The organism is Nonomuraea ferruginea, from assembly GCF_039540635.1.
In the GTDB taxonomy this organism is placed as follows: Bacteria; Actinomycetota; Actinomycetes; order Streptosporangiales; family Streptosporangiaceae; genus Nonomuraea; species Nonomuraea ferruginea.
On record NZ_BAABFD010000001.1, the window covers coordinates 605,895 to 631,142 of the forward strand.

At 72.0% G+C, this 25,248-nt stretch carries 21 protein-coding genes; 7 read left to right on the forward strand and 14 right to left on the reverse strand.

Annotation, left to right across the window (positions count from 1 at the left end):
• The first annotated feature begins 13 nt into the window (after positions 1–13).
• The 3 genes from ABD999_RS02650 to ABD999_RS02660 are packed head-to-tail and all read left to right on the forward strand — an operon-like array spanning position 14 to position 4,209.
• Complete coding sequence (locus ABD999_RS02650; RefSeq protein ID WP_148030599.1) at positions 14–1,501, forward strand: sodium/solute symporter; 1,488 nt, start codon at positions 14–16, stop codon at positions 1,499–1,501.
• A 58-nt stretch (positions 1,502–1,559) separates the two neighbouring features.
• A complete protein-coding gene (locus ABD999_RS02655) occupies positions 1,560–3,203 on the forward strand; it encodes a hypothetical protein (protein WP_345482537.1) in 1,644 nt (547 codons plus the stop codon).
• Positions 3,196–4,209 (forward strand): SseB family protein, encoded by a 1,014-nt coding sequence (locus ABD999_RS02660; RefSeq protein WP_271280374.1) that lies wholly within the window; start codon positions 3,196–3,198, stop codon positions 4,207–4,209. The genes ABD999_RS02655 and ABD999_RS02660 overlap by 8 nt, the downstream gene beginning before the upstream one ends.
• On the opposite strand, the gene ABD999_RS02665 is transcribed toward ABD999_RS02660, so the two are convergent.
• Positions 4,206–5,195 (reverse strand): LacI family DNA-binding transcriptional regulator, encoded by a 990-nt coding sequence (locus tag ABD999_RS02665; RefSeq protein WP_271280375.1) that lies wholly within the window; start codon positions 5,193–5,195, stop codon positions 4,206–4,208. The two genes, ABD999_RS02660 and ABD999_RS02665, sit on opposite strands and share 4 nt — an antisense overlap.
• Positions 5,196–5,206: 11 nt before the next feature.
• On the opposite strand from ABD999_RS02665, the gene ABD999_RS02670 reads away from it, so the two are divergent.
• The 3 genes from ABD999_RS02670 (at position 5,207) to ABD999_RS02680 (ending at position 8,527) form a co-directional block, all read left to right on the forward strand.
• Positions 5,207–6,367 (forward strand): trans-sulfuration enzyme family protein, encoded by a 1,161-nt coding sequence (locus tag ABD999_RS02670; RefSeq protein ID WP_271280376.1) that lies wholly within the window; start codon positions 5,207–5,209, stop codon positions 6,365–6,367.
• Positions 6,368–6,581: 214 nt separating this feature from the next.
• The gene (locus tag ABD999_RS02675) at positions 6,582–6,911 is read left to right on the forward strand and encodes a DUF485 domain-containing protein (RefSeq protein ID WP_261808443.1); all 330 of its coding nucleotides are present in this window, start codon (positions 6,582–6,584) and stop codon (positions 6,909–6,911) included.
• A complete protein-coding gene (locus tag ABD999_RS02680; RefSeq protein ID WP_148030603.1) occupies positions 6,908–8,527 on the forward strand; it encodes a solute symporter family protein in 1,620 nt (539 codons plus the stop codon). Before ABD999_RS02675 ends, ABD999_RS02680 begins: the two co-directional genes overlap by 4 nt.
• A 58-nt stretch (positions 8,528–8,585) precedes the next feature.
• Here the strand turns inward: ABD999_RS02680 and ABD999_RS02685 are convergent, their stop codons facing one another.
• From ABD999_RS02685 to ABD999_RS02715, 7 genes are all read right to left on the reverse strand, one after another.
• Positions 8,586–9,170 carry a GTP-binding protein gene (locus tag ABD999_RS02685; RefSeq protein ID WP_148030604.1) on the reverse strand — a complete coding sequence of 195 codons (585 nt, stop codon included), beginning with the start codon at positions 9,168–9,170 and terminating at the stop codon, positions 8,586–8,588.
• Entirely contained in the window at positions 9,151–9,528 is a 378-nt protein-coding gene (locus ABD999_RS02690; RefSeq protein ID WP_148030605.1) for a DUF742 domain-containing protein, read from the reverse strand. The genes ABD999_RS02685 and ABD999_RS02690 overlap by 20 nt, the downstream gene beginning before the upstream one ends.
• Positions 9,525–9,944: a roadblock/LC7 domain-containing protein gene (locus ABD999_RS02695; RefSeq protein WP_271280255.1), complete on the reverse strand. Its 420-nt coding sequence runs from the start codon at positions 9,942–9,944 to the stop codon at positions 9,525–9,527. Before ABD999_RS02695 ends, ABD999_RS02690 begins: the two co-directional genes overlap by 4 nt.
• Positions 9,941–12,289: a sensor histidine kinase gene (locus tag ABD999_RS02700; protein ID WP_148030607.1), complete on the reverse strand. Its 2,349-nt coding sequence runs from the start codon at positions 12,287–12,289 to the stop codon at positions 9,941–9,943. The genes ABD999_RS02695 and ABD999_RS02700 overlap by 4 nt, the downstream gene beginning before the upstream one ends.
• A gap of 135 nt (positions 12,290–12,424) precedes the next feature.
• Complete coding sequence (locus ABD999_RS02705) at positions 12,425–13,942, reverse strand: prenyltransferase/squalene oxidase repeat-containing protein (protein ID WP_271280254.1); 1,518 nt, start codon at positions 13,940–13,942, stop codon at positions 12,425–12,427.
• Entirely contained in the window at positions 13,939–14,805 is an 867-nt protein-coding gene (locus ABD999_RS02710) for a terpene synthase family protein (RefSeq protein WP_271280253.1), read from the reverse strand. Before ABD999_RS02710 ends, ABD999_RS02705 begins: the two co-directional genes overlap by 4 nt.
• Positions 14,802–16,160, reverse strand: coding sequence for a cytochrome P450 (locus ABD999_RS02715; protein WP_271280252.1), 1,359 nt, complete (start codon positions 16,158–16,160; stop codon positions 14,802–14,804). Before ABD999_RS02715 ends, ABD999_RS02710 begins: the two co-directional genes overlap by 4 nt.
• A 128-nt stretch (positions 16,161–16,288) precedes the next feature.
• Here ABD999_RS02715 and ABD999_RS02720 point away from each other — a divergent pair, with 128 nt between their 5' ends.
• A complete protein-coding gene (locus ABD999_RS02720; protein ID WP_345482540.1) occupies positions 16,289–17,308 on the forward strand; it encodes a polyprenyl synthetase family protein in 1,020 nt (339 codons plus the stop codon).
• A gap of 50 nt (positions 17,309–17,358) precedes the next feature.
• Here the strand turns inward: ABD999_RS02720 and ABD999_RS02725 are convergent, their stop codons facing one another.
• From ABD999_RS02725 to polX, 6 genes are all read right to left on the reverse strand, one after another.
• Positions 17,359–18,288 carry an aldo/keto reductase gene (locus ABD999_RS02725; RefSeq protein ID WP_345482541.1) on the reverse strand — a complete coding sequence of 310 codons (930 nt, stop codon included), beginning with the start codon at positions 18,286–18,288 and terminating at the stop codon, positions 17,359–17,361.
• 50 nt (positions 18,289–18,338) lie between these two features.
• A complete protein-coding gene (locus ABD999_RS02730; protein WP_345482542.1) occupies positions 18,339–19,895 on the reverse strand; it encodes an MFS transporter in 1,557 nt (518 codons plus the stop codon).
• The gene (locus ABD999_RS02735) at positions 19,892–20,467 is read right to left on the reverse strand and encodes a TetR/AcrR family transcriptional regulator (protein WP_271279589.1); all 576 of its coding nucleotides are present in this window, start codon (positions 20,465–20,467) and stop codon (positions 19,892–19,894) included. The genes ABD999_RS02730 and ABD999_RS02735 overlap by 4 nt, the downstream gene beginning before the upstream one ends.
• A 56-nt stretch (positions 20,468–20,523) precedes the next feature.
• Positions 20,524–22,083: a WS/DGAT/MGAT family O-acyltransferase gene (locus ABD999_RS02740; protein WP_271279588.1), complete on the reverse strand. Its 1,560-nt coding sequence runs from the start codon at positions 22,081–22,083 to the stop codon at positions 20,524–20,526.
• A gap of 144 nt (positions 22,084–22,227) precedes the next feature.
• Positions 22,228–23,337, reverse strand: a complete 1,110-nt coding sequence (locus tag ABD999_RS02745) for a sulfite oxidase (protein ID WP_246640623.1) — start codon at positions 23,335–23,337, stop codon at positions 22,228–22,230.
• A gap of 226 nt (positions 23,338–23,563) precedes the next feature.
• Complete coding sequence (gene polX, locus ABD999_RS02750; protein WP_148030615.1) at positions 23,564–25,246, reverse strand: DNA polymerase/3'-5' exonuclease PolX; 1,683 nt, start codon at positions 25,244–25,246, stop codon at positions 23,564–23,566.
• Between the last annotated feature and the right edge of the window lie 2 nt (positions 25,247–25,248).

Genomic DNA, 25,248 nt, shown 5'->3' on the forward strand with positions numbered 1-25,248 from the left:
CTGTAGGTATCCAGTGAGCCTGGCCGCCGTCCTCATCGTCGTGGTGGCGACCGTGCTCATCGGCGCGTTCGGCATCCGCGTCTCCCGCACGACCTCCGACTTCTACGTCGCCTCCCGCACCGTCAGCCCGCTGTGGAACGCCTCGGCGATCGGCGGCGAGTATCTGTCGGCGGCGTCGTTCCTGGGCGTCGCCGGGCTCATCCTGTCGTACGGCGTCGACATGCTGTGGCTGCCGGTCGGCTGGACCGGCGGCTACCTGGTGCTGCTCGTGCTGGTGTCGGCGCCGCTGCGCCGCTCGGGCGCCTACACGCTGCCCGACTTCGCCGAGGCCCGGCTCGAGTCCATGATGGTGCGGCGCACCGCCAGCGTGCTCGTGGTGCTCATCGGCTGGCTGTACCTCATGCCGCAGTTCCAGAGCGCTGGCCTGGTGCTGCGGACGATCACCGGGGCGCCGGTGTGGGCGGGCGGGCTGCTGGTCGCCGGCGTGGTGGTGCTCAACGTGCTGTCGGGCGGCATGCGGTCCATCACGTTCGTGCAGGCGTTCCAGTACTGGCTCAAGCTGACCGCGCTGGCCGTGCCGGTGGTGTTCCTGCTGCTCGCCTGGCGGGCCGACGGGGCGCCCCCGCTGAGCGCGGAGGACACCGAACTCTGGCTCACCCCGCTGGGCGGGCCCAGGGAGTACGGGGTGTACTCGACGTACTCCCTGATCCTGGCCACCTTCCTGGGCACGATGGGGCTGCCGCACGTGCTCGTCCGCTTCTACACCAACCCCGACGGCCGGGCCGCCCGCCGCACCACGCTCGTCGTGCTGTCGCTGCTCGGCGCCTTCTACCTGCTGCCGGCCGTGTACGGCTGGCTCGGCCGGCTGTACGCGCCCGACCTGGTCCGCACGGACACCGTGGTGCTGACGCTGCCCTCCCGGATGATCGGCGGCACCCTCGGCGACCTGCTGACCGCGCTCGTCACCGCCGGAGCGTTCGCCGCGTTCCTGTCCACCTCCTCGGGGCTGACCGTCTCCGTGGCCGGCGTGATCGCGCAGGACCTGCTCAAGGGCGGGGTGCGCTCGTTCAGGATCGCCACGCTGATGGCGGTCGCGGTGCCGCTGGCGCTGGCCCTGTGGGCGCGGGCGCTGCCGGTGGCCGACGTGGTCGGGCTGGCGTTCGCGGTGGCCGCCTCGTCGTTCTGCCCGCTGCTGGTGCTCGGCATCTGGTGGCGAAGACTGTCCACGACCGGCGCGCTGGCGGGGCTGTTCGCCGGCGGCGGGCTGGCCTGCCTGGCGGTGCTCGTCACGATCACCGGCGGCCCGTACGACGGCATGCTGGGCGCGCTGCTGGCCCAGCCCGCCGCGTGGACCGTGCCGATCGCGTTCCTGGTCATGGTGGTGGTGTCGTTCGTCACCCAGCACCGCGTGCCCAGGGGCGTGGCCAGGATCATGGTCCGCCTGCACACCCCGGAGAACCTCGACCTCGACCGCGGCGACTGGCGTCCCCGGTCGTCCTGATCCCATAGAAAACGGGAATATCGCAGCATAGGAACCGCGCGGCCTCCTTACGCTCGGCGTGTCCACCGACAGGCGGGGGTACGCCATGGCCACCCCGGACGAGGCCGCGCAGGCGTTGCGCGCCGTCGCCCGCCTGGCCGAGGAGCAGGGCGACGCGCTCGACCGGGCCTTCCGGCTCTTCGGCGACGGCGCGCTGCTCGGCCCCAGGGCCGCCCGATTACACGCCGGCCTGGTGGACCGGTGCGCAGAGGTCGGCCGGGCCTTCACCCGGGCCTTCCGCCAGGTCGAACGCCTCGCCACGGCCCGCGGCGACCCGCCTCGCGTGCCAGCTCCGCACCCGCGCCGCCCGCCCGTGCCGCTGCGCGAGCCGCCCGGGGGCTTCGTGGGCGGCGACCCCGACCTCATGCAGGCCATCGACGCCGAACTGGCCGAGGTCGCCGAATCCTGGCAGCTTGCCGGTCAGAGCCTGGCGGCGACGCTCGTCCGCGTCGGCCTCGACAGCGCGCCCGGCCAGGACGTCGTCCGCGCCGGCGCCTGGCTCGCCGACCAGCGCCCCGACCTGCGCCGCCGCCGCGCCGACCTGCTCAAGACCACCCCCGCCCCCGCGCCCGACCCACCCCCGCAGTCAGCCTTCGACGGCCCCGCCCTCGGCCCGGCCACCGGCACGGCACCCGGCCCGGCCACCGGCACAGCGGCTGGCACGGCGGCTGATCCGGCGGCTGGCACGGCGAACGGGACGGTAGCGGACACGGTCACGGACACGGTCACGGAGACGGTCACCGACGGGGTCACCGACACGCTGGCCCGTGTCGGCGCCTTCTGGGCCGACCAGGTGGCCGGCCTCGTGCCCGCCGCGGGCGGCCTCGCCCACCAGTACGCGGAGCGCGTGGCCGTACCCCTGGCCCAGGGCGCCGCGGAAGCCGTCATCGGCGCCGCCCGGTTCGGCTGGGAGCACTCGCTGGGCGGCCTCATCACGAACCCCTCAGGCCCGGTGGAACGCGCGCGGGCGGCGTACGACGCGGGCGAGTTCGCGGCCGAGCACCCGCTGGAGTTCGCCAAGTCCGCTGTCGACTGGAAGACGCTGACGGAGAACCCGGCCCGCTGGTTCGGCCGCCTCATCCCCGAGGTCCTGCTCGGGGCCGGCACGGCCGCCACCCGCGCGGGCCGACTCACCGGCGCGGCCACGCGGGCCGGTCCCCGCCTCCCGGACGGTTCCCCGATCCCCCCGCCCAGGACCGCCGCCGACGGCCCGCCCCTGAGAACCATCCCGATGCGGCGCCAGCACGTGGGGGAGGAGCGCACCGGCGTGCGCTACCTCGACGAGAAGGGGTTGGCGAGCAGACGACTGGTGATCCACGACGGAAAGCTCTACGACGTCTACGGGAGGCCGTTCGACACCACCCGAGCGCATGCCCACTTCTCGGGAAAGGGCCGCGCCATCTTCGTGATGGACCGATATGGGAACCTGTACGCGAACTCCAAGCACGTCGTAGGCGAATTCCATCACTCCAGCTTCCTGCGCGGCGGCGAAGTGGCGGCAGCAGGAGACGTTGAAGTGAAAGATGGAGTGCTGAAGGCGATTTCCCGACATAGCGGCCACTACCGCCCAGGTCCCGAGGCTCTACGGCAGGCTATCGACCGCCTGAGAAGTGCCGGAGTCGACTTCACGGGCGTGAGCAAGGAGGGATATACCAGTGGGTGATTTCCCGCCGCCTTGGGGCTGGCGCCGCGTGGTCTGGTCCCTGCTCTATACCGTGCAGTTCAAGCCGGTCCTCGACGACGACCTCGTCGAGTGGAGGGCCCGAGGGCTGGTGCTGGAGCCGTTCAGCGGCTTCGGGCGGGAAGAGCTGTACGAGGCGCTCCAGGAGGCGCTGAGCAGTGAGGAGCCGCTCCTCGATCTGATGCCGGATCCACCGGTACCGCGTAGCGAGCATGACGTCCGCGATTTCCTGCGCCGCGTGCTCGAGCGCATGGAATCCTTGCGACCCTGGCCGGAGCTGCCGTTCCTCGTCATGCGGGGGGACACGTGGCCGGATCTCGGCGACTGCCGGGAGATCGCCCGGTTGCACCTGGACGAGCACCAGGTCGGCGACCGGCTCCATGCCATTTTCCACCGATCCGACGACGGCGGCCTCTGGCTGCCGTTGCGCCTCAACTCCGGGGACGAGGTGGCGCTGGTGGAACGTCGGCGGCGGGACCGTCGCGACGTGGCCGTGCTGGCGCGTCCGCGTCCCGGGCGCGCCCCCGAGGACGTCCTGGCGGCGTTCCTGCACGTCACCGGCTTCGTCCCGGAGGAGATCGACGACCTCACGGACGGCCTGAACGCCGCCTCCAGGGGCGGCGCGGGCTCCGGCTGGCTCGCCTACCTGCTGCGGCTGGAGAACTCGATCGCCACGTTGGCGGGCGAGGAGCCGGTCCGGGTGAGCAGGTCCACCTACGAAGCCTTCCTGCGCACCCGCCTCTACTGCCAGGCCACCGAGAGCCCCGGCGTCGTCGCCGTCGGGCCGCCGGGGGCCGGGCTGGTGCCGGCGTTCACCCTTCCCGAGGCGCTGGCCGCGTTCGCGGCGGCAGGCAAGGACGAGACGGAGCCGCGCTTCTTCTCGGCCACCGGCCGCGACCTGCTCGACCTCATCCCCGAGGGCTACGGCGTGCTGGTCGACCCCGGCACCGCGTACGCCACCGCCTTCGCCGCCGGAGGGCCGGGCTAGGGCGGCGGGATCTCGCCGGAGCCGCGCGCGACCAGCTCCACCGGGATCTTGACCCGGCGGCCCGCACCCGAGCGGTCCAGCAGCAGGTCCACCGCGCCGCGCGCGAGCCGGTCGACGTCGTAGCGGACCACGGTCACGCCGGGGTCGAACACGTCGGCCAGCGCGAAGTCATCGAATCCCACGTACGCGGGGCGTTCCGGGCGTTCGCGCAGCGCCTGCAGGATGCCGATCGCGGCCCGGTTGTTCGCGGCGAAGAAGGCCGTCGGCGGCGAGGGCAGGCCGAGCAGGCGCTCCACCTCGCGGGAGACCCGCCACGGGTCGAACACGCCGCGCACCACCAGGGACTCGTCCAGCGCCGCCCCCAGCGCCGTGCGGTAGCCGGTCGCGCGGTCGTGCACCGAGCTGAGCCCGTCGTCGTCGGAGATGAGCGCGATCCGGCGGTGGCCGCGCGCCAGCAGGTGCTCGGTCGCGATCAGCCCGCCCCTGACGTCGTCCAGCGCCACCACGTCGGCCCCGTCCAGCCCGGGCGGCAGCCGGTCCACGAACACCGCCTCCAGGCCCGGGTGCCCGGCCAGCCACGAGTGGTCGGCGGGGGAGGGGACGATGATGAGCGAGTCCACGCCCCGCGCGTACATGGACTCCACCAGCATGCGCTCACGTTCCGGCCGCTCCTCGTAGGAGCCGAACACGACCAGCGCCTCGTGCTCGGCCGCCGCCGCCTCGACCGCCTTGGCCAGCCGGGAGTAGAACTCGTTGGAGATGTTCTCCATGATCAGCCCGAGCGTCAGCATGGTGGCGCCGCGCGCCAGCCGGCTGGCCGCCTCGTTGCGCCGGAAGCCGAGCGCGCTGATCGACGCCCGCACCCGCTGCCGCAGCGCCGCGCTCACGTGCGGCTCCTGGTTGACCACCCGGGAGACGGTCTTGAGGCTCACGCCCGCGTGCCGGGCGACGTCCACCATGGTCGGTTTCCCCGGGGTCGCTGTCATAGTGTCCCCTCATGGACGATGAATGGATCTGCGGACGCCTCGGCGAGGACGAGCCCTGGATGCTGGGCGCGGTCAACCCGCCGATCTTCGAGAACTCGCTGTTCACCTTCCCCAACGCGGCTGAGCTGGGCGAGGCGATCAGGAACGAGGACGAGCGGTACGTCTACTGGCGCGGCACCAACCCCACCGTCGACCTGGCGCAGCGCAAGCTGGCCGCGCTGGAGCGGGCCGAGCGGGCCAAGTGTTTCGCCTCCGGCATGGGCGCGATCTCCGCGACGATCTCCTCGCTGGTGTCGGCGGGCGATCACGTGCTGGTGCTGGGCGCGGTGTACGGGCCGACCACCCAGTTCCTGCGTTACCTGGAGAAGTTCGGCGTGACGCATACGCATGTGGTCGATCTCGACGCGTGTGACAGCGCTATCAAGGACCACACCCGCCTACTCTACTTCGAGTCTCCCTCGTACATGCGGTACGAGATCTTCGACATCCCCGCCGTCACCCGCTGGGCGGCCGGGCACGGCCTGGTCACCGTGATGGACAACACCTGGTCCACCCCGATCTTCCAGAAGCCGCTGACCATGGGCGTGGACCTGGTGGTGCACTCGCTGTCGAAGTACGCGGGCGGCCACAGCGACCTGGTGGGCGGGGTGGTGGCGGGCCCGTCCCGGCTGATCAGGCCGCTGGCCCTGACCGAGTACCAGCTCTACGGCGCCGCCATGTCACCGCACGACGCGGCCAAGGTCATCAGGGGACTGCGCACGCTGCCGGTGCGGATGGCCGCGCACCAGGAGCGCGGGCTGGCGGTGGCGGCGTTCCTGGAGGGCCACCCGGCGGTGCGCCGGGTCAACCACCCCGGGCTGCCCTCGCATCCCGGGCACCGGCTGGCGCTGCGCCAGATGTCGGGCTTCTCCAGCCTGTTCAGCTTCGAGCTGGCCACCGAAGAGCGCGACGAGGTCGCCGCCTTCCTGGACGAGCTGCGCCACTTCCGCGTCGGGGTGTCGTGGGGCGGCTTCGAGAGCCTGGTCAACGCGCCGGCGCTGTCCACCGAGGAGAGCGTACGGGCGACCATGGGCATCCCGGCAGGGCTGGTGCGGCTCTCGGTCGGCCTGGAACCGGCCGAGACCCTGATCAAGGACCTGGGCGGCGCACTGGAGCGGATGGCAAAGGCCTGACAGCGCTGTCCACCCTCCTGCCGGCTCGCCGACGAGCGGTGGGACGGTGAAAGGCCGATCTACCGTTCGTCGTACTCAATTGACCATTCACCGCAACGGCTCTCCAGTTGAACGCCGCTCGTCGGCGGCTCGGCGACAGGCGTCGCGCGAGATCTCCACGTGGAGGGCTCCGGGCTCTTACCGTGAGCGTGATCCTCATCACAATGGAGGTCTCGTGACGACCAGAGAACATGACGCGTCCGTCTATGAACAAATGCAGGAGAGCACTGAATTCCAAGAGCTGAAGCGGCGTTTCCGGCGTTGGACGTTCCCCATGACGGTGGCGTTCCTGGCGTGGTACCTGCTGTACGTGGTGCTGTCGGGCTGGGCCCGCGGCTTCATGGGGATCAAGTTGCTCGGTGACATCAATGTCGGGCTGGTCCTGGGCCTGCTCCAGTTCGTGTCCACCTTCTGGATCGCCTGGGCCTACTCCCGCCATGCGGAGAAGAAGCTCGATCCCATCGCCGACAAGCTGCGGCACGAGGTGGAGGAGAAGACTCAGTGAGCTCGACCACCCTCTCCACGATCCTCTTCCTGGCGTTCGTCGCGGCCACCCTCGGCATCACGGTCTGGGCCAGCCGCCAGACCAAGACGGCCGCCGACTACTACGCGGGCGGCCGGTCCTTCAGCGGCGCGCAGAACGGCCTGGCCATCGGCGGCGACTACATGTCGGCAGCCTCCTTCCTGGGCATCGCGGGCATCATCGCGCTGTTCGGCTACGACGGGTTCCTGTACTCCATCGGCTTCCTGGTGGCGTGGCTGGTGGCGCTGCTGCTGGTGGCCGAGCTGATGCGGAACTCCGGCAAGTTCACCATGGCCGACGTGCTCGCCTTCCGGATGAGCCCGCGCCCGGTCCGCACCGCCGCCGGCGTGTCCACCATCGTGGTCAGCATCTTCTACCTGCTGGCCCAGATGGTCGGCGCCGGCGCCCTGGTCGGCCTGCTGCTCGGCGTCACCTCCGAGGCGGGCAAGGTCTGGACGATCGTCGCCGTCGGCGCTCTGATGATCGTGTACGTGGTCTTCGGCGGCATGAAGGGCACCACCTGGGTCCAGATCGTCAAGGCCGTGCTGCTCATGACCGGCGCCGCCCTGGTGACCATCCTGGTGCTCGCCGAGTTCGGCTTCAACCTGTCGGGCCTGCTCGGCCAGGCGGCCGCGACCAGCGGCCCGGGGGCCAACCCCGACAGCTTCCTCAGCCCCGGCCTGAGGTACGGCACCGAGGAGCAGGGCCTGGCCGGCAAGATCGACCTGATCAGCCTCGGCCTCGCGCTCGTGCTCGGCACCGCCGGCCTGCCGCACATCCTCATCCGCTTCTACACGGTCCCGACCGCCAAGGACGCCCGCAAGTCCGTCATGTGGGGCATCGGCATCATCGGCACCTTCTACCTGCTGACGCTCGTGCTCGGCTTCGGCGCCGCCGCCATCGTCGGCCGGGAGGAGATCGTCGCCCAGGATCCGGGAGGCAACACAGCGGCGCCGCTGCTCGCGCTGCGGATCGGCGAGGAGATCTTCGGCTCGGTGGGCGGCACGATCCTGCTGGCCTTCATCGGCGCGGTCGCCTTCGCCACGATCCTCGCGGTGGTGGCGGGCCTCACGCTCGCCTCCTCCTCCAGCTTCGCCCACGACCTGTACGCGCACGTCTTCCGGCGCGGCCAGGCCAGCGAGCGGCAGGAGGTCGTGGTGGCGCGGATCTCCGCCCTGGTCATCGGCGCCGTGGCGATCGGCCTGAGCATCCTCGCGCAGAACCAGAACGTCGCCTTCCTGGTGGCCCTGGCCTTCGCGGTGGCGGCCTCGGGCAACCTGCCGGCGATCCTCTACAGCCTGTTCTGGAAGAGGTTCAACACGGCGGGCGCGGTCAGCGCCATCTACGGCGGTCTCCTCTCCGCCCTGCTGCTGGTCGTCTTCTCGCCGGTCGTCTCCGGCGGAGAGAGGGCCCTGCTCCCCGACGCCGACTTCGCCTGGTTCCCGCTCAGCAACCCGGGCATCATCTCGATCCCGTTCGGCTTCCTGTGCGGCTACCTCGGCACGATCATGAGCAAGGAGTACAACGCCGCCAAGTACGCCGAGATCGAGGTGCGATCCCTCACCGGCGTCGGCGCGGAGAAGGCCGTCAAGCACTAGAACCGCCGAGCGGGCCCGGCCGGGTGGCCGGGCCCGCTCGCACGGGGGCAGCCGCGGGTCAGCCCACCGGCTCCGCGCGCAGCCGCGCCGAGTGCTTCACCAGCGTGATCAGCACCTCGCGGCTGGAGTCGCGCTTGCGCGCGTCGCACATCACGATCGGGATCGACGGGTTGAGCTGCAGCGCCAGCCGCACCTCGGGCAGGTCGTACGAGGGAGCCCCCTCGAAACAGTTGACCGCGACCACGAACGGCGTGCCGCGCCGCTCGAAGTAGTCGACCGAGGGGAAGCAGTCGGCCAGCCGCCGGGTGTCGGCCAGGATGACCGCGCCCAGCGCCCCCTCCGCCAGTTCGTCCCAGACGAACCAGAACCGCTCCTGCCCGGGCGTGCCGAACAGGTAGAGCACGTACTCGTCGTTCAGCGTGATGCGGCCGAAGTCCATCGCCACGGTCGTGGTCCGCTTGGCCTCGACGCTGGACAGGTCGTCCACGCCCACGCTGCGGTCGGTGAGGATCTCCTCGGTGCGCAGCGGCCGGGTCTCGGACACCGCGCCCACCATGGTCGTCTTGCCCGCGCCGAAGCCGCCGGCCACGAGAATCTTGATGGCCCGCGGGAGGCGCGGCCGCTCAGAGCGATCGAAGACCATCGAGCACCGCCCTGTACATCTTCACGTCATGCATGTCCACCTCGGATTGCGGTTCCTGGGCCGAGACGAGCTCCCTGTCGAACAGGTCGCCGAGCAGCACGCGGATGGTGCCCGCGGGCAGGTTCAGATGGGCGGCGATCTCCGCCACGGATTTGGGCTCGCGGCAGAGCCGCAGGATCGACAGGTGCTCCGGGTCCAGCCCGGCGTCCGGGCCGGGCGGCGGGCCGATCGCGAGCGCCATGGAGATGAGGTCGAACCTGCCCCGCGTGGGGGCCGTCCGGCCGCGCGTCACCACGTACGGGCGGATGATCTCCGGGTCGATCCAGTGCTCGTCCGTGGGGCCGTCGGTGGCGCTCACCGTTCCCTCCCCGCCTCGACCTGCGCGGCCTCGACCCGCGCCCCCGAGGTGAGGTACTGGCCGACGCGGGCGACCATCATCGCCATCTCGTAGGCGACGAGGCCGATGTCGGCCTGCTGCCCGCACAGCACGGCCAGGCAGGCGCGCTCGCCGGCCGTGGTGACGATGAGGAACTGGGACTTCCACTCCACCACCGTCTGCTTGACCGGGCCGCCCTTCACGTGCTCGGAGACTCCCTTGGCCAGGCTCTGCAGCCCGGAGGCCACGGCCGACAGGTGCTCGCCGTCGGTGCGTACCAGCCCGGCCGAGGAGGCCATCAGCAGGCCGTCGGAGGACAGCACGATCGCGTGCTCGACGTCGTTGATCCGCCCGACCAGGTCGTCGAGCAGCCAGTTGAGGTCGGTGCCGGGGCTCATGAGTCACCTCCCGGCTGCTCGCCCATCAGCTTGGCGGCCTCGGTCCGGCCGAGACGGGTGCCCGACTGCAGGGATCCCATCATCGCCCGGATCTCCTCCGGCGAACGCTCATCGTCCTCCTCGGTGTCGTCCAGCGTGCTCGGCCCCTCCTCGCGCAGGGCGGGGGCCAGGTTGGCCTGCGGCACGCGCAGCGGCAGGCCTCCGGGGGTGAACTCGGGCTGCTTCGGCTCCACGGTCTCCTCGGACTCGCCGGTCCGCGCGGGCACGGCACGCGGGGCCGGCTGCTGGTTCGGGGCCTGACGAGGCTGGTCGCGTACGGGCTGGGGCAGGGGCTGCGGCCGCGCCGGATCGGCGGCGACCTTGAGCTGGCGGACGTTGTGCGTCGCGGGGGCGCGCTCCGCCACCGCCACGGCCCTGCGCGGCAGGGCCGGCGACGCCTCGCCCTCGTGCGGATGCGGGTCGGTGTCGACCTCGACGAGGTCCTGCGGCAGCAGCACCACGACCGTCGTCCCCCCGTACGGGGAAGCCTTCAGCCTGACCTGGATGTCGTGCCTCCTGGCCAGCTGGCTCACCACGTACAGGCCCAGCCGTGCGGTGCCCGTGATCCGGAACTCCGGCGGGTCGGCGATGCGCTCGTTCGCCGAGGCCAGGTCCTCCGGCTTCATGCCGAGGCCCCGGTCCTCGATCTCGATCACGTACCCGTTGGCCACGAGCTGCCCGCTGACCTGCACCGCCGTGTACGGCGGGGAGAACGAGACCGCGTTCTCGATCAGCTCGGCGAGCAGGTGGATGACGTCGCCGACGGCGCGGCCGACGAGCACCACGTCGCCCAGCGGCAGGATCGTCACCCGGGTGTAGTCCTCCACCTCGGCCAGCGCGCCGCGCACCACGTTCAGCATCGGCACCGAGCGCCGCCAGGTGCGGGCGGGGGACGAGCCGGACAGGACGATGAGGTTCTCCGCGTTGCGGCGCATCCGGATGGCCAGGTGGTCCAGCCGGAACAGCTCCTTCAGCTCCTCCGGGTCGGTCTCGCGCCGCTCCATCACGTCCAGCACGGTGAGCTGGCGGTGCACCAGGCCCTGCGTCCTGCGGGCCAGGCTGAGCAGGATGTCGCGGATGCTGCGGCGCAGCTCGGCCTGCTCGGCGGCGACGCTGATCGCCGTGTGCTGCACGGCGTTGAACGCCTGGCCCACCTGGCCGATCTCGTTGTCGCCGAAGTCGAGGTCGGGCACCTCCTTCGAGACGTCCACCACCTCGCCGTGGCCGATGCGCTCGACCACGCGCGGCAGCCGCTCGTCCGACAGCTCGTGCGCCGCGTCGCGCAGCTTCCTGAGCTGGGCGAGCAGCTGCCTGGTCGTGGTGATCGACAGCACGATCGAGGCGATGACCGCCACCAGGCCGAGGCCGCCGGCCAGGAGAAGCCGGACGACGACGCCGACGGCGATGGGCACGATGCGCTCCGCCAGCCGGTCACCGGCCGCGAGCGTCACCCGCTGCATGTCGGCCAGCGTCGACTCGGTCGCCTTGCGCCACTCCTCGGCGTCCACCGGCAGCGGCCCGACGCGGGGGTCGTGCTGGATGAGCCGCTGCTCCATCGCCTGCACGCGGGTGGCGGGGTCGCTCTTCATCCACCGGTCGAAGGCCGTCCAGTCCTCGTCCGGGAGCTGGGACATGGCCGTGGACAGCGTGTGGCGGAAGACGCCCGCGGTGGTGATGAACTCGGCGTGCTCGTCCGGGGTGAAGCCGCCCCTGGCGAAGACGCCCGCCATGAGCGCGTCCCCGCGCGCCAGCCACTCGCGGGAGAGGTGGATCTGCGAGAGGGTCCGTCCGTCCTTGGCGATCTCCTTGTCGTCGAACGCCGCCACCGAGTCGTACATCTGGTAGAGGGAGTCGATCACGTTGTTGTACGGGGCGGCGGCGGCCTGCGCGCCGCCGGCCCGGCCGGAGTCGATCGACTTCCTGCCCTGGTCAAGCTTGGCCAGCTCGGCCCGCACGTCCGCGATGCGCTCCATCAGGGAGTCCTCGGCGGCCAGTGACACGGCGGTGCTGTCGATGGAGGCGGCGAACTCGGCGCGCGCGGCGTCCGTGCGCGCGCGCTGGTCGCGCAGCGCCTTGTCGGCGCCCCTGGACCCCGCGCCGATGCGGGCGATCGTCTGGCGGCGCTCGCGCTGCAGCTCGACGAGCAGCGGCTCGCTCGGCTCGACCACCTGCGAGTCGACGGTGGCGGCCCCGAGCAGGTTGACGCCCTCCCGCAGCGTGACCCAGGCGGCGAACGCCCACAGCAGGATGAGCGACACGATCAGCGCCGTGACCTTCGAGCGGACGCTGGCGTTACGGAAGCGCATCGGGCCCACCCGTCGGAAAAGCGCGGTAAGCATACCTTGTCAAGGCGGCGAAATGGGCAAACCAGGAATCTGACACTCGGGTCACCCTAGCAATGTACTATTGCTGCCTCAACACAAAACGGCGCGAATGAGACGCTATGTCCTGTTTTTCGGGTTAAATTCGTATTGCATGCGGGTCTCCACGACGTGTAAGGCCGCCAGGACCGCGGCTCGCACGATCGCTGTCGGCGAGTAAAGGTCCTTGTCATGCCACAATGGTGTGAAATGCGGTAAATCGACCACCTGGAGAAGATAGTCGTATCCGCGCCCTGCTGCCCGCTTGCACCGCTCGTCCGGCTCCGGTCCTGACAGCAGCAAGGTCTGCACGGCGTAGGCGGTCTCCTCCGGCACGCCTGCCCACCGCCCCCACGACCCGTCGTCCCGCTGGCTGGCCAGCACCCACTCCCGCGCCCGCAGCACCGCGCCGGTGTGCTCCGGCCCGCCGAACTCGCCCAGCGCCAGCGCGCAGCCCAGCGTCGCGTAGTAGGGGGAGGCGTGCCACCGGTCGTCCCAGCTCCCGTCGGGCCGTTGGAGCCCGGCCAGCCAGCCGGCCACCCGCGCCATCACCGGCCCGTACCGCTCGGCCGCGGCGGGCCTGGCCCGCACGTACTGGCCGAACGCGTCCAGCGCGTGGGCGTTGACGCTGGGCGAGAAGCCGTCCTCGCCCTGCCAGGTGCAGAAGTGCGTGCCCGTGTCGAACAGCAGCAGCGACTCGGGATCGGACGGCACGCCGAGCAGGGCCAGCGCGTAGAGGGCGACGCTGGTGGTGTCCGCGTCGGCGGGCAGGCCGGCGCCCGCCGGCGTGCCCTGCGGGCCGATCGCCGCCCGCAGGTCGGCGATCATCTCCGGCGGCGCCTCCACCGGCACGCCCGCCCTGGCCAGCCAGCTCAGCACCCATCCGCGCTCGAACACGGTGATCGGCAGCCCGACCGGGACCGGCCCTCCGAACCGCTTGGCCACCGCCTCCAGGTGGTGCCTGGCGGAGTCGGACGAGTCGGCCGGCGCGGAACCGCCCAGCCACGCGGCCGTCGCCGCCGGCGAGGCGCCGACCGTGCCGATCGACGTGGGCAGCACGCCGTCCGCCCGCTGCGGCACCGCCGCCTCCAGCACGTGCAGCACCTTCTGCGGCGGCTGGGCGCCGGACTCCAGCAGGCGCTTGACCAGTTCGAGCCGGGATCCGTCCATCCCGGGCGGATGCGGCAGCGGCTCGCCGTACCCGTGCCCGTCGATGAGCGCCACCAGCGACGGCACGATCAGGTCGATGGCCGGCGTGTCCGGCAGCTCGGGCGGCTGCGCGAGCATGCGCCGCAGCGCCTCCAGCCCCGCCTTCGCGGCCGGCAGGAGCACCTCGCGGTCGCCGTCGCGCGCCGCGCTCATCAGCGCCTCCGTGGCGCTCAGCGTCGGTACGAGCCGGTACCCGCCGGGCGGGCCCCACGAGCCGTCCGCACCCTGCTCGGCCAGCAGGAACGCGATCCGCTCCGCATGACCGCCGAGCCAGGGGGCCAGCGTGACCAGCCGCCCTGTCTCGTACACCGAAGGGGAGACCTGGCCCCACGGCGTCACCATGAGGCCCGCGACCAGCTCGGCGGCACGCCGGGTGATGTCGGTGCTCATGCCGCCCCCGAAGCCCAGAAGTCGGACAGCCCGTAGAAGCCGGCGCTGTAGTGGATCTGCCACCAGAGGTGGTCCGCGGCCCGCGGGCGGCTGTCGCGCAGCGGCCCGATCAGCTCGGCGGCCTCTCGCGCCAGCTCCGCCATCCGCGTCCTCACCTCGTCCGCCGTCATGCCGAGGGTGAGCGCGTTGACGTCACCGGACGCCGACTCCCTGCGGTGCGTGGCCAGGTCGTTGAGCAGCCGCAGGTAGCGCTGCACGGTCTCGCCCGCCGCCCGCAGCTCCGCCAGGTCCTCCGGGGTCGTGACCTCGCCGGTGTAGATCCAGTGCGAGACCGCGATGAACAGGGCGCCGCTGCTGTCGGCGTTCGACAGGTACTCCTCGGGGGAGGGCCTGCCGCCGCCCCTGCTCCACTCCCACTCGCGGGCCATCGCGGCGACCATGAGCTCCAGTCGCTGACGCCAGGCCGGCTCCAGCGCGGCGAAGGCGGCCACGGTGCCCAGCTCGGCCCGCAGGTCCCCCACGAAGCGGGCGACGGGCGAAGCGGCCGGGAGCCCGTCCGCGGCGGCCAGGCAGGTCCTGGTCAGTGCCGCCACGTCGTCCCGTGCGGCCGCCTCCTCGTCGAACAGCCGGTCCACGGCGAACACCAGCAGCGACGCCCGGTTGACGACGCGCAGCGAGGCCGGGCTCGCCCACGGCGAGCCGAACGCGCCGGCCATCGCCAGCGAGCCGAAGAGACCGGAGTCGAAGGACTCGCGGGGGAACAGGCCCTCGTAGCGCGCCGCGTGCCGTTCGAGCTCGCGCCCGCCCGCCACCGCGAGCGCGCACGTCCGCCCGGTGGCGAACAGCGCGCCGGGATCGTTCATGACCGGCCCGCCGGCACGAGGGTCATCGTCAGCCCGGGCGGGGGCCGCAGCGAGGAGGCCAGCCGCGGGGTCACCGGGCGGTCGACGTGCACCACCGGCCGGTACTTGCGCAGGATCCCGGCGATCAGCAGCGGCGCCTCCATCTGGAACAGGTGCTGTCCCAGGCACACGTGCGGCCCCGCGCCGAACGGCCAGTAGGCGTACCGGTGCCGCCCGGCCTCCCATCCCGTCGCGAACCGCTCCGGGTCGAACACCGTCGGCGACTCCCAGAAGTCCGGCATCCGGTGCGTCAGGTACGGGCTGAGCAGCATGGTGGACCCGGCCTCGACCTCGACCCCGCCGACCACGTCCGCCTCCACGGCCTTGCGCGGCAGGATCCAGCCCGGCGGGTAGAGCCGCAGCAGCTCGTTGACGAACATCCTCAGGTAGGGCATGTGCGGCAGGTGACTCGTGCTGACCGGGTCGCCACCCACCACCCGGTCGATCTCCTCGTACACCTTCGCGGCGATCCCCGGGTAGGCGTCGAGGACCGGCCAGACCCAGGTCAGCGCCGTGGCCGAGGTCTCGGTGGAGGCTCCGTGCATGGCCACCAGGTCGTCCCTGATCCGCCGGTCGCCCTCCTCGCCGGGGACGTCCTCGCGGGAGCTGACCAGGCGCGCGACGACGTCGGTGCTGTCCTGGTCCAGGCCCTCCCGCGCCCGTTCCCTGGCCTCGCGGATGCGGGGGTACACCACCGCGTCGATGTCCTTGATCGCGCGCCGGAACGCCCGGTCGCCGGGCATCGGCATGCCTTCGGGCACGAACGGCATCACCAGGCGCACGGCCTTGGCGGTGACGGCGACGTCGTAGGCCGGCACCAGCCGGGCGATGTCCGCCGTGGAGATCTTCGAGCCGAAGAACAGCCGGACGATCGTCGGATGCACGATCGCCGAGACGCCGCGGGAGATGTCCATCGGCCGCCCGGGGACGATCGTCTCCTCGATCAGCTCGTTGATGATCACGGCCATCTGCTCGGCCAGCGAGTTGACGTACCTGGCCGTGAAGAGCGGCTGCAGGATCCGGCGGCTCTCCGCCCAGGTCTCGCCGTCCGACAGGATGCCCTCGCCGAGCAGCGGCGCCAGCGGGTCCCAGAACATGCCCTCACGGACGAAGTTGGTCTGGTTCTGGGTCAGCACGTGCTGGACGTGGTCGGGATGGGTCACCAGATAGGGGCGGAACGGGCCCATGTGGAGCCGGACGAGCTCGCCTCCGGCCTGCACCGATGCCTCTTCGAGGGCGTTGACCGGGATCCGGTGGTGCTTGGTGAGTCTGGTGAGAAAGGGAACGGTTCTGGTCGGTGCGGCGCCGGTCGCCACAGTCGTGCCTCCAAGCCCACAGCACCCCGTCCCCACCGGGACGGACATTTGCCCACAAAAGCCAAATCTAGGATGGAGTATCACATGATCTTGGCGGTACATTCAAGATCGAGGCAGAAGGAGCAGCAGTGGATCTCGGGGATCCTGGCACGCCGGGGAGCGACGCGGCGATAGCGCGTTGCCGGAGTCTCTTCGAGCCCGCCCTGCGTGAGGCGGTGTCCTCGCTGCATCCCTGGAGCGCCAGGATGGCCGCGTTCACGCTCGGCTGGTCCGACGCCGACGGCAGGCCGTACGAGGGCAACAGCGGCAAGGGCGTGCGCCCGGCCATCGCCCTGCTCTGCGCCGAAGCCGCCGGCGCGCCCGCCGAGTCGGCGGTGCCCGCGGCGGTCGCGGTCGAGCTGGTGCACGCGTTCTCGCTGGTGCACGACGACATCATCGATCTCGACGAGCGGCGCAGGCACCGCCCGGCCCTGTGGAAGGCGTACGGCACCGGCCCCGCCCTGCTGGCCGGCGACGCCCTCCTGGCGCTCGCCGTCGCCCAGCTCGCCGGTTCCGGCGAGGCGATGAACTACCTGTCGCGGGCCCTCGTCGAGCTGGTCCAGGGCCAGACCGCCGACATGGCCTTCGAGGACCGCCCGTGGCGCGGCCCCGGCGCGGTGACCGCCGGCGAGTACACCGAGATGACCCTCGGCAAGACCGGCGGCCTGCTCGGCGCCGCCGCGGCCACCGGCGTCATCCTGGGCGGCCGGGCGGACCTGGCCCCGCGCCTGTGGGAGATGGGCCGCGAGCTCGGCGTCGCCTTCCAGCTCGTGGACGACATCCTCGGCATCTGGGGCGACCCCGGCGTCACCGGCAAACCCGCCGACAGCGACCTGCGCCGCGGCAAGAAGACCTACCCGGTGCTCGCGGCCCTCGCCACCGACGGCGCCGCCGCCCACGACCTCGCCGCCCTCCTCCAGGCGGGCGCCGCCGACGAGCACGCGGTACGGCGCGCCGCCGGCCTCGTCGAGGAGGCCGGCGGCCGCGCCGAGGCCGAGGCCCTGGCGGACCGCTACCTGTCGTCAGCCCTGGCCACCGTCGACGACTGCCTCCCCGGCGCCACCGACCTCCGCGCCCTGTGCGTCTCCCTCGCCGACCGCATCCACTGACCCGGCCGACCCCCGCCCTCGACAGGACCTCATCGGCCGGGCGCGTACGGTCAGGGGCGGGAGGCCTCGTCGAGGCGCCGCAGCTCCTCCGGGGTCACCTCCAGCGTGGCCGCGGCCATCAGCGGCGCCAGCTGCTCCACGCTGCGCGCGCTGGTGATCGGCGCGGCCACCGTGGGCTGCGCGGCCAACCACGCCAGCGCCACCGTCGCCGGCTCCTCCCGGCGCTCGGCCGCCACCTTGCCCAGCGCCTCCAGCGTCCGCCGCCCATGCTCCGTCCGCAGGTAGCCGGCCGCCCTCGAAGCCCGCGGGCTGTCGACCGCCGCCCCGCCCGCGTACTTCCCGGTCAGGAACCCGCTGGCCAGCCCCCAGTAGGGCGTGCTGGACAGCCCTTCCCTGGCCACCACGTCACGCAGCTCTCCCTCGTACGCGCGCTCGACCAGGTTGTACGGCTGCTGCAGCGCCACGTACCGGGGCAGCCCGCTCTCGTCGGCCACCTTCAGCGCCTCGGCCAGCCGCTCGGGCCCGTAGTTGGACGCCCCGACGTGGCGGACCTTCCCCTCGCGGATCAGCTCGCCGAACGTCTCCAGCGTCTCCCCGAGCGGGGTGTCACGATCGTCGACGTGCGCCCAGTAGAGATCGATGCGGTCGGTGCGCAACCGGCGCAGCGACGCCTCCACCGCCGTCCTGATCGTCCGCGGCGCCAGCCCCTTGAGCCCTTCCAGCATGCCGACCTTGGTGGCCAGCACGAGGCGGTCCCGGTTGCCCCGGCGCTCCATCCACTCGCCGATCAGCATCTCGGAGGTGGACTCGCCCGTCGCCCAGTACGGGTAGCTGTCGGCGGTGTCGATGAAGTTGCCGCCGGCCTCGACGTAGGCGTCGAGCACCGCCCAGGACGTCTCCTTGTCGGCGGTCCAGCCGAACACGTTGGTGCCGAGCGCGATGGGGTGGACGGACAGATCTGTGGTGCCTATCGATCTCATCACCCCATTATCCGCACCGGTCACCACACGCCTCGCGCGGCACGGCGGCATCAGTGGCGCGACAGGTCGAGGCCTCGCGGCAGCATGAGCCACACTCCCAGCCCGGCCAGCAGCATGAGCACCCCGCCCGCCCCTGAGGTGAGCGTCAGCGCCTCGGTGAACGCGCTCCTGGCCTGCTCGGCGAGCCGCATCCCCGCCTGCCCGAGCTCGGCCGCCACGGTCAGCGCGCCTCCGAGAGACTCGCTCGCGACCTCCGCCGACGGCCCCCGGTAGTCCAGCCCCGTGCGGTAGACCGCCGCCGCCACGCTCCCGAGTATCGCCACGCCGAGCGCGCCGCCGATCTCGTAGCTGGTCTCCTCGATGGCGGCGGCGCTCCCGGCCTTCGCCACGGGCGCCCCCGACATGATCGCCGCCGAGGCGACGGCCAGCGATCCCTGCCCGGCCCCGATCAGCGCCAGCGCGCCCGCCACCGTCCCGTACCCGAGCCCGTCGGACGCGACGGCTCCCGCCGCGAAGGACCCGGAGGCGTCCCCCAGGAGCGCCGGCGCGACGAAGAGCACCAGGAACCCCAGCCCGGACACCGCCAGCCCGCCCGCCAGCACCGCGCGGGCGCCCACGCGTGCCGCCAGCCGGGGCGCCAGCGGCGAGGCCACCGCGGCCGCCACCGCCGCGGGGAGCAGCCTGGCCCCCGTCTCCAGCGGGCCGTAGCCGCGCACGAGCTGCATCCACTGCGCCAGCAGCAGCAGCGTGGCCGCGATCGCGATCGACGTGGCCAGCGCCGTCACCACGCCCGCCGTGAACGGCCGGCTGCGGAACAGCCGCAGCTCCAGCAGCGGATCCGGCCGGCGCAGGCACCGGACGGTGAACCAGCCCAGGGCGACCACCGCCACCGCCCCCGCGGCCGTCCCGGTGAGGTCGCCCAGGCCGTACTCGCCCACGCGCTTGATCCCGTACACCAGCGACCCCATGCCGACGATGGACAGCACGGTCGCCGTCGCGTCCCACGCGCCCGGCCGGGGAGCACGCGACTCGGGCAGCAGGAACAGCCCCGCCACGATGGCCACGACCATGATCGGCACGTTCACCAGGAACGCCGACTGCCAGCTGAAGACCTCCAGCAGCGCGCCTCCCAGGATCGGCCCGAGCGCCGCGCCGACGGCCGCCATCGCCACCCACACGCCCAGCGCGGTGGCCCGCTCGCGCGGATCGGTGAACAGGGTGCGGATCATCGACAGCGTGGACGGCATGATCATCGCCCCGCCCGCGCCGAGCACCGCACGCACCGCGATCAGCTCGGCGGACCCGCCGGCCAGCAGCACCGCCGCCGACGCCGCGCCGAACACCGCGAACCCGGCCAGCAGCATCCGCTTGCGTCCCCACCGGTCGCCCAGCGCCCCGGCCGTCACCAGCAGCCCCGCCAGGACGAGCGCGTACACGTCCACGATCCACAGCAGCTCGGCGGAGCCGGGCAGCAGCGCCTCCGAGATGGCGGGCAGTGCGACGTTCAGGATGGTCATGTCCATGACCACGATGAGCACGCTGGCGGACAGCACCGCCAGCCCGGCCCACCGCCGCCGCGTCGACGGCTCCGGCCCGGCCACGGTCATGCCCGCCCCCCGTCGCCGGCCGCGCCCTGGAAGAACGTGGTGGTGAGCAGGTGGTGGACGTCGCGGCGGGCCACCTCGCCCCGGCGCAGGCTCTCCCGGACCGCCACCAGCAGGCCGAAGACCGCGTTGCTGATCCAGCGGGGCGGCAGGTCGGCGCGGAGCAGGCCGGCCCGCTGGGCGGCGGCGAACAGCGCCACCTCCCGCTCCTCCAGCTCGTCCGACCGCCGCAGCAGGTCGGGGTGGACCGCCATGGCGTGGTCGGTCAGCCCGAACCCGTAGGCGTCCGCCACCTCGATCAGCCGCCCCAGCAACGCGTCGAGCACGCGCCGGATCACCTCCGGGTCGGTCGAGGCCGCCCCCTCGGCCACCCCGGCGGCTTCCTGGGCCTGCTCCCACTCCGCCAGCGCCCGGTGTCCCAGCGCCACCATCAGCTCGTCACGGCTGCTGAAGTGGCGGTGCAGCGTGGCCCGGCTGATGCCGACGGCTTCGGCCAGCTCCGCCATGGAGGCCGTCGGGTCCTCGTTCAGATGACGGATCGCCGCCGTGAGTATCTGCTCGCGGCCCACACTCATGAGACACCTTCATATCGTCTGAGACAATTATGTCTCAGACGATACAACAAAGACGCTCAGTGCGGGAAGGCGTCCCGGCCTCCGTGGTACTCGTCCGGCCTGTCCACGAGCTCGTCCAGCGCCCGCCGCAGGTGGTCGAGCAGGCTCCACACGTCGTCCATCCGCTCGGGGCAGGCCACCACGCCGAAGTCGAGCATCCCGTCGTAGGAGAAGCAGGTGATGTTGACCCCGCCGGTCGCGTCGCTCAGCACCGACATCGGGTAATAGGACAGCACCCGGCTCCCGCACAGGTAGAGCGGGAACTGCGGCCCCGGCACGTTGCTGATGATCAGATTGACCGGCGGGCGGGCCGCCGAGACGAACCGGAAGATCGCCGGCGTGACCAGGCCGGTGACCGGCGAGGGCAGCACGGCGCACAGCTCGCTCAGCCAGCTCGTCGGCGCCAGCGCGAAGCGCCGCTTGGCCGCGCTCATCGTCTGGCCGACGACCCGCAGCCGCTCCTCGGGGTCGGCCGTGGTGGTCGGCAGCGGGGCGATCATGGCGGAGATCTGGTTGCCGACGCGCTCCTGCGCGCCGGCCGAGCGCACCGCCACGGGGACGGCGGCGATCAGCGGCTCGTCCGGCAGCGCGTCGCGCTCCAGCAGCCAGGCCCGCAGGGCGGTCGTGCACAGCGCCATCACCACGTCGTTGCCGCTCATGCCGCTGGCCCTGGCGACGCTCTTGACGTCCTTCCAGGACACCGACCCGAACGCGAGGTGGCGGCGCGGGCTGATCGGCCCGTTGAACGGGGTCCGCGGCGCGGTCAGGCTGGGCAGGGGCGGACGCTCGCGCGGGTCGCCCGCCACCTTCCGGGCGGCCCTGGCGATCAGCCTCGATCCCGGCACGGTCGCGGCCAGCGGGATGGCGTCGAGATCGCCGGCCGCCCGCATGACCGACCGCAGCGCCCGCCCGGGATGCGCCACCCCGTTGGCGGCGGCCCCGGCCAGCATCGCGAGCAGCCCGGGCGCCTCCTCGCCCGCCGCGCCCGCCTTCGGCCGCGCGGACGCCATCTCCCTCACCACCCCGTCGCCCTTGTCATCGGACACGGCCGCCGGCCTGGAGGTCTTTCCCGTACGGGTGGCGCAGTGGGGGAGCGGACCGGTCTCGGGAGCGAGGTCGAGGAGGGCGGCGAGCGTCTCGGCGCCGGAGACGCCGTCGATCGCCGCGTGGTGGACCTTCGTGTAGACGCCGGCCTTCCCGCCCGCCAGCCCGTTGATCAGATGCATCTCCCACAGCGGGTGCGTCCGGTCCAGCCGGCGGGCGTGGATCTCCGCCACCGCCTCCGCCAGCTCCCGTTCGCCGCCAGGCGCGGGGAGCGTCATCTCGAACAGGTGGTTGTCGATGTCGAACTCCGGATCGCCGGCCCAGTACGGGTGATCCAGGCCGAGGGGCACCTCCACCAGCCGGAGCTGGAGCGCCGGCGCCAGGTGCAGGCGCTCCAGCAGGAGGTCGGCGAGCGCCTGACGGTTCAGGCGGCCGTCGGCGGCGTCGAGGATCGCCAGTCCGGCCACGTGCGCGGCGGTGGTCGCCGTCTCGACGTTGAGGAACTGCGCGTCGAGCGCGGTCAGCTGGCGCATCTGATCTCCCATTTCCCTAGGGTGTGGTCAGCATCACATGAAGGGATTTCCATAACGTTTCTGCGCGAGTCTTTCAGATGAATTGCCGGGGGCTGTGCACGCCGTGCCCGAATACCCAGCTCAACCGAGATGCGTGACATTTTCCTAACCACGCACCACGTAAATGGGATGTTGCACGACGGCGTCGAAGTGATAGCCGGCCGGATGCCAGGGGGTGACCAGCGGCTGCGTGACGCCCGACGCGTCGGTGGCCCTGGCCATGAGCACGTGCGGGCCCGGATGGTCGGGCACCCACATGACATGCCACGGCAACCAGGCGCCGACCAGGTGATGTCCGCGATGATCGGCGTCGCGCCAGCTCCAGCCGCCGTCGAAGCTGACCTCCACGCGCACGATCCGCCCCCGGCCCGACCACGAACGGCCGCGCAGCACCAGCGGCTCGCCCAGTTGCACCCGGGCGTCCCAGGCGAGCTCGAAAGCGCTTTTCACCGGCTGCCGCGCGACCCCCCGGTAAAAGACCGTGTTCCACGGCGTGAGAACCGTGGTCGTACAGACTTCAATATCGCCGAGCCATTTGATCGACGCGATTCCGGCCCAGCCGGGGACGACCAGCCGGGCCGGAAATCCATGGTCCGGCGGCAGCGGCTCGCCATTCATTTCATAGGCCACGAGCACATCGTCCATGGCTTTCCACACGGGCAGCGGCCGGCGGACGCGCCCGTACCTCTCGAACGGCGCGTCCAGCCCGCAGGCCACCACGTCGACCGCCTCGTCACGCACTCCCGCCTCACGCAGCACCTCGCTCAGCGGCACGCCGCGCCACCTGGCCACCCCGATGGCGCCGAGCCCCCACTGCGCGCCGGGGGCGGCCGTGCCCTGCTGGGTCGCGTAGAAGCGCCGGCCGTTGCCCGCGCACTCGATGGCCGCGTCGAGGGTGCGGGCCGGCATGCGCAGCAGGTCGTCGTAGCCGAACTCGACCTGCCGCCGCACCCCCCGGCCGTGCACCCGCAGCCGCCACGTCGCCGCGTCGAGCCGCGGGGTGAAGGTGTGGTGGCGCACGAAGAAGCGGTCGGTGGGCGTGTGGTAGCCCTGCCCCGCCATGCTCTCCCACCGCATCTCGGCGTTCCCGCTGCCCAGAGCCAGGGCACGCGAAGAGGGACCGCCGTCTTCGCCGACGCTGTCGGCGTCCGCGGCGTGCCGGATGAACAGCTGGTCGGGCAGCGGCTTGACGACCGCGCCCAGAGTCCCCCTCAACGCCTTTCACCTCCTGGCCATGTCACTGTGGGCGTACGAGGGGAAAACCGGCCGCAGTGGATCGCTCCAGCCGGATACGACCGGGACATACCCAAATCACCGGCAGGCGAACGGCCTCTGCGACGGCGGGACGTCCTGTTTGTTGCTTCCTACCGAAGCCCATCATCGGCAACCCCATGGGAACTGCCGACATAGGTGACATCAACGGAGATTTCTTGCGGGCGGGTCAGCGCCCCAGGAACTTCAGCAGCCGATCGAGCGGCCAGGTGTTGATGACGTCGTCGGTCGTCAGCCACGCCCGCTGCGCGATGCCGATGCCGAACCGCTGGTGGGCGAGGTGCGGGATGGCGTGGGAGTCGCTGTCGATCGAGAACTTGACCCCGTGGTGCTTGGCCAGCCGCACCAGGTCGGCCGGCAGGTCTGAGCGGTCGGGGTAGGAGTCGATCTCCATGGCGGTGCCCGTGCGGGCGGCGGCGCGGAAGACGGCGTCCCAGTCGGCGTCGACCATGCCGCGCTTGCCGATCTTGCGGGTGGTCGGGTGGCCGATGATGTCGACGTACGGGTTTTCGCAGGCGGCGATGAACCGGCGGGTCATCTCGTCGCGGCCCATCGTGAAATGGGAGTGGACCGAGGCCACGCACACGTCGAAGCCGCGCAGGATCTCGCCGGGCCAGTCGACCGAGCCGTCGGGCGCGATGTTGAGCTCGGTGCCATGGAGCAGCCGCATGCCGGGGTGGCGCGCCTGCAGCGCGGCCACCCGCTCGCGCTGCTCCAGCGCCTTGTCGAGGGTCATCCGCTGCATCGCCAGGTCGGGGGCGTGGTCGGTGACCGCGTAGTAGGAGTATCCCAGGGCGGCCCCGGCCGCCACCATGTCGTCGAGCGACGCGATGCCGTCGGTCAGGTCGGTGTGGGTGTGCAGGTCGCCGCGCAGGTCGGACAGCTCCACCAGGACGGGCAGCTCGCCGGCCAGCGCCGCCTTCACCTCGCCGCCGTCCTCGCGCATGGGCGGCGGCACGAACCGCATGCCGAGCGCCGCGTAGATCTCCTCCTCCGACTCCGAGGCGATCACCCGCTCGCCCTCGAACAGCCCGTACTCCGAGAGCTTCCAGCCCTTCTTGACCGCGATCTCCCGGACCGCGACGTTGTGCTCCTTGGACCCGGTGAAGTACTGCATCGCCGCGCCCCACGACTCCGCGGGCACCACGCGCAGGTCGACCTGCATGCCGGAGGTGGTGCGGACGGACGTCTTCTTCGCGCCCGCCGCGATCACCTCGGCGACGTAGGGCTGGGCGCGGAACTCCTCCATGATCGACTCTGGCGCGACGGCCAGGATGTCGATGTCGCCGATCGTGTCGCGCATCCGGCGCAGCGACCCGGCGTAAGCGACGCGCTCGGCGGACAGCGAGGCCATCACCTGCTCGGCCAGGGCCATGGCGACCCCGATGTGGACCCGGAGGCCGGACTGCTCCAGCTGCTCGACGCCCTTGAGCAGGTTGGCCAGCGTCTTCGGGCCGAGACCCTTGACCCCGTCGAGCCGGCCACCGCTGATCGCCTCGGCGAGCGCGGCGGGCGAGTCGACGCCGAACTCCTCGTAGAGCATGATCGCGGTCTTCGGGCCCAGCGTCGGCACGCGCGTCAGCCGCCTGACCCCCTCGGGCACCCGGCCGCGCAGGTCGTCGAGCTGGCGGAAGCTGCCACGCCGGAGGAACTCCTCCATCTTCTTGGCGATCGCCTCGCCCACGCCGGGCACGCCGCGCACGTCGACCGCCGCGATGTCGTCGGGGTAGCCGGCGATCGCCTTCGCGGCCTTCTGGTAGCTCCGCACCCGGAAGGCGTCGCCGCCGGTGAGCGCGAACAGCTCCGCGTATTCCTGGAGAGCGGCGGCCGCCTCGTCGTTTGCCCGTGCCATGC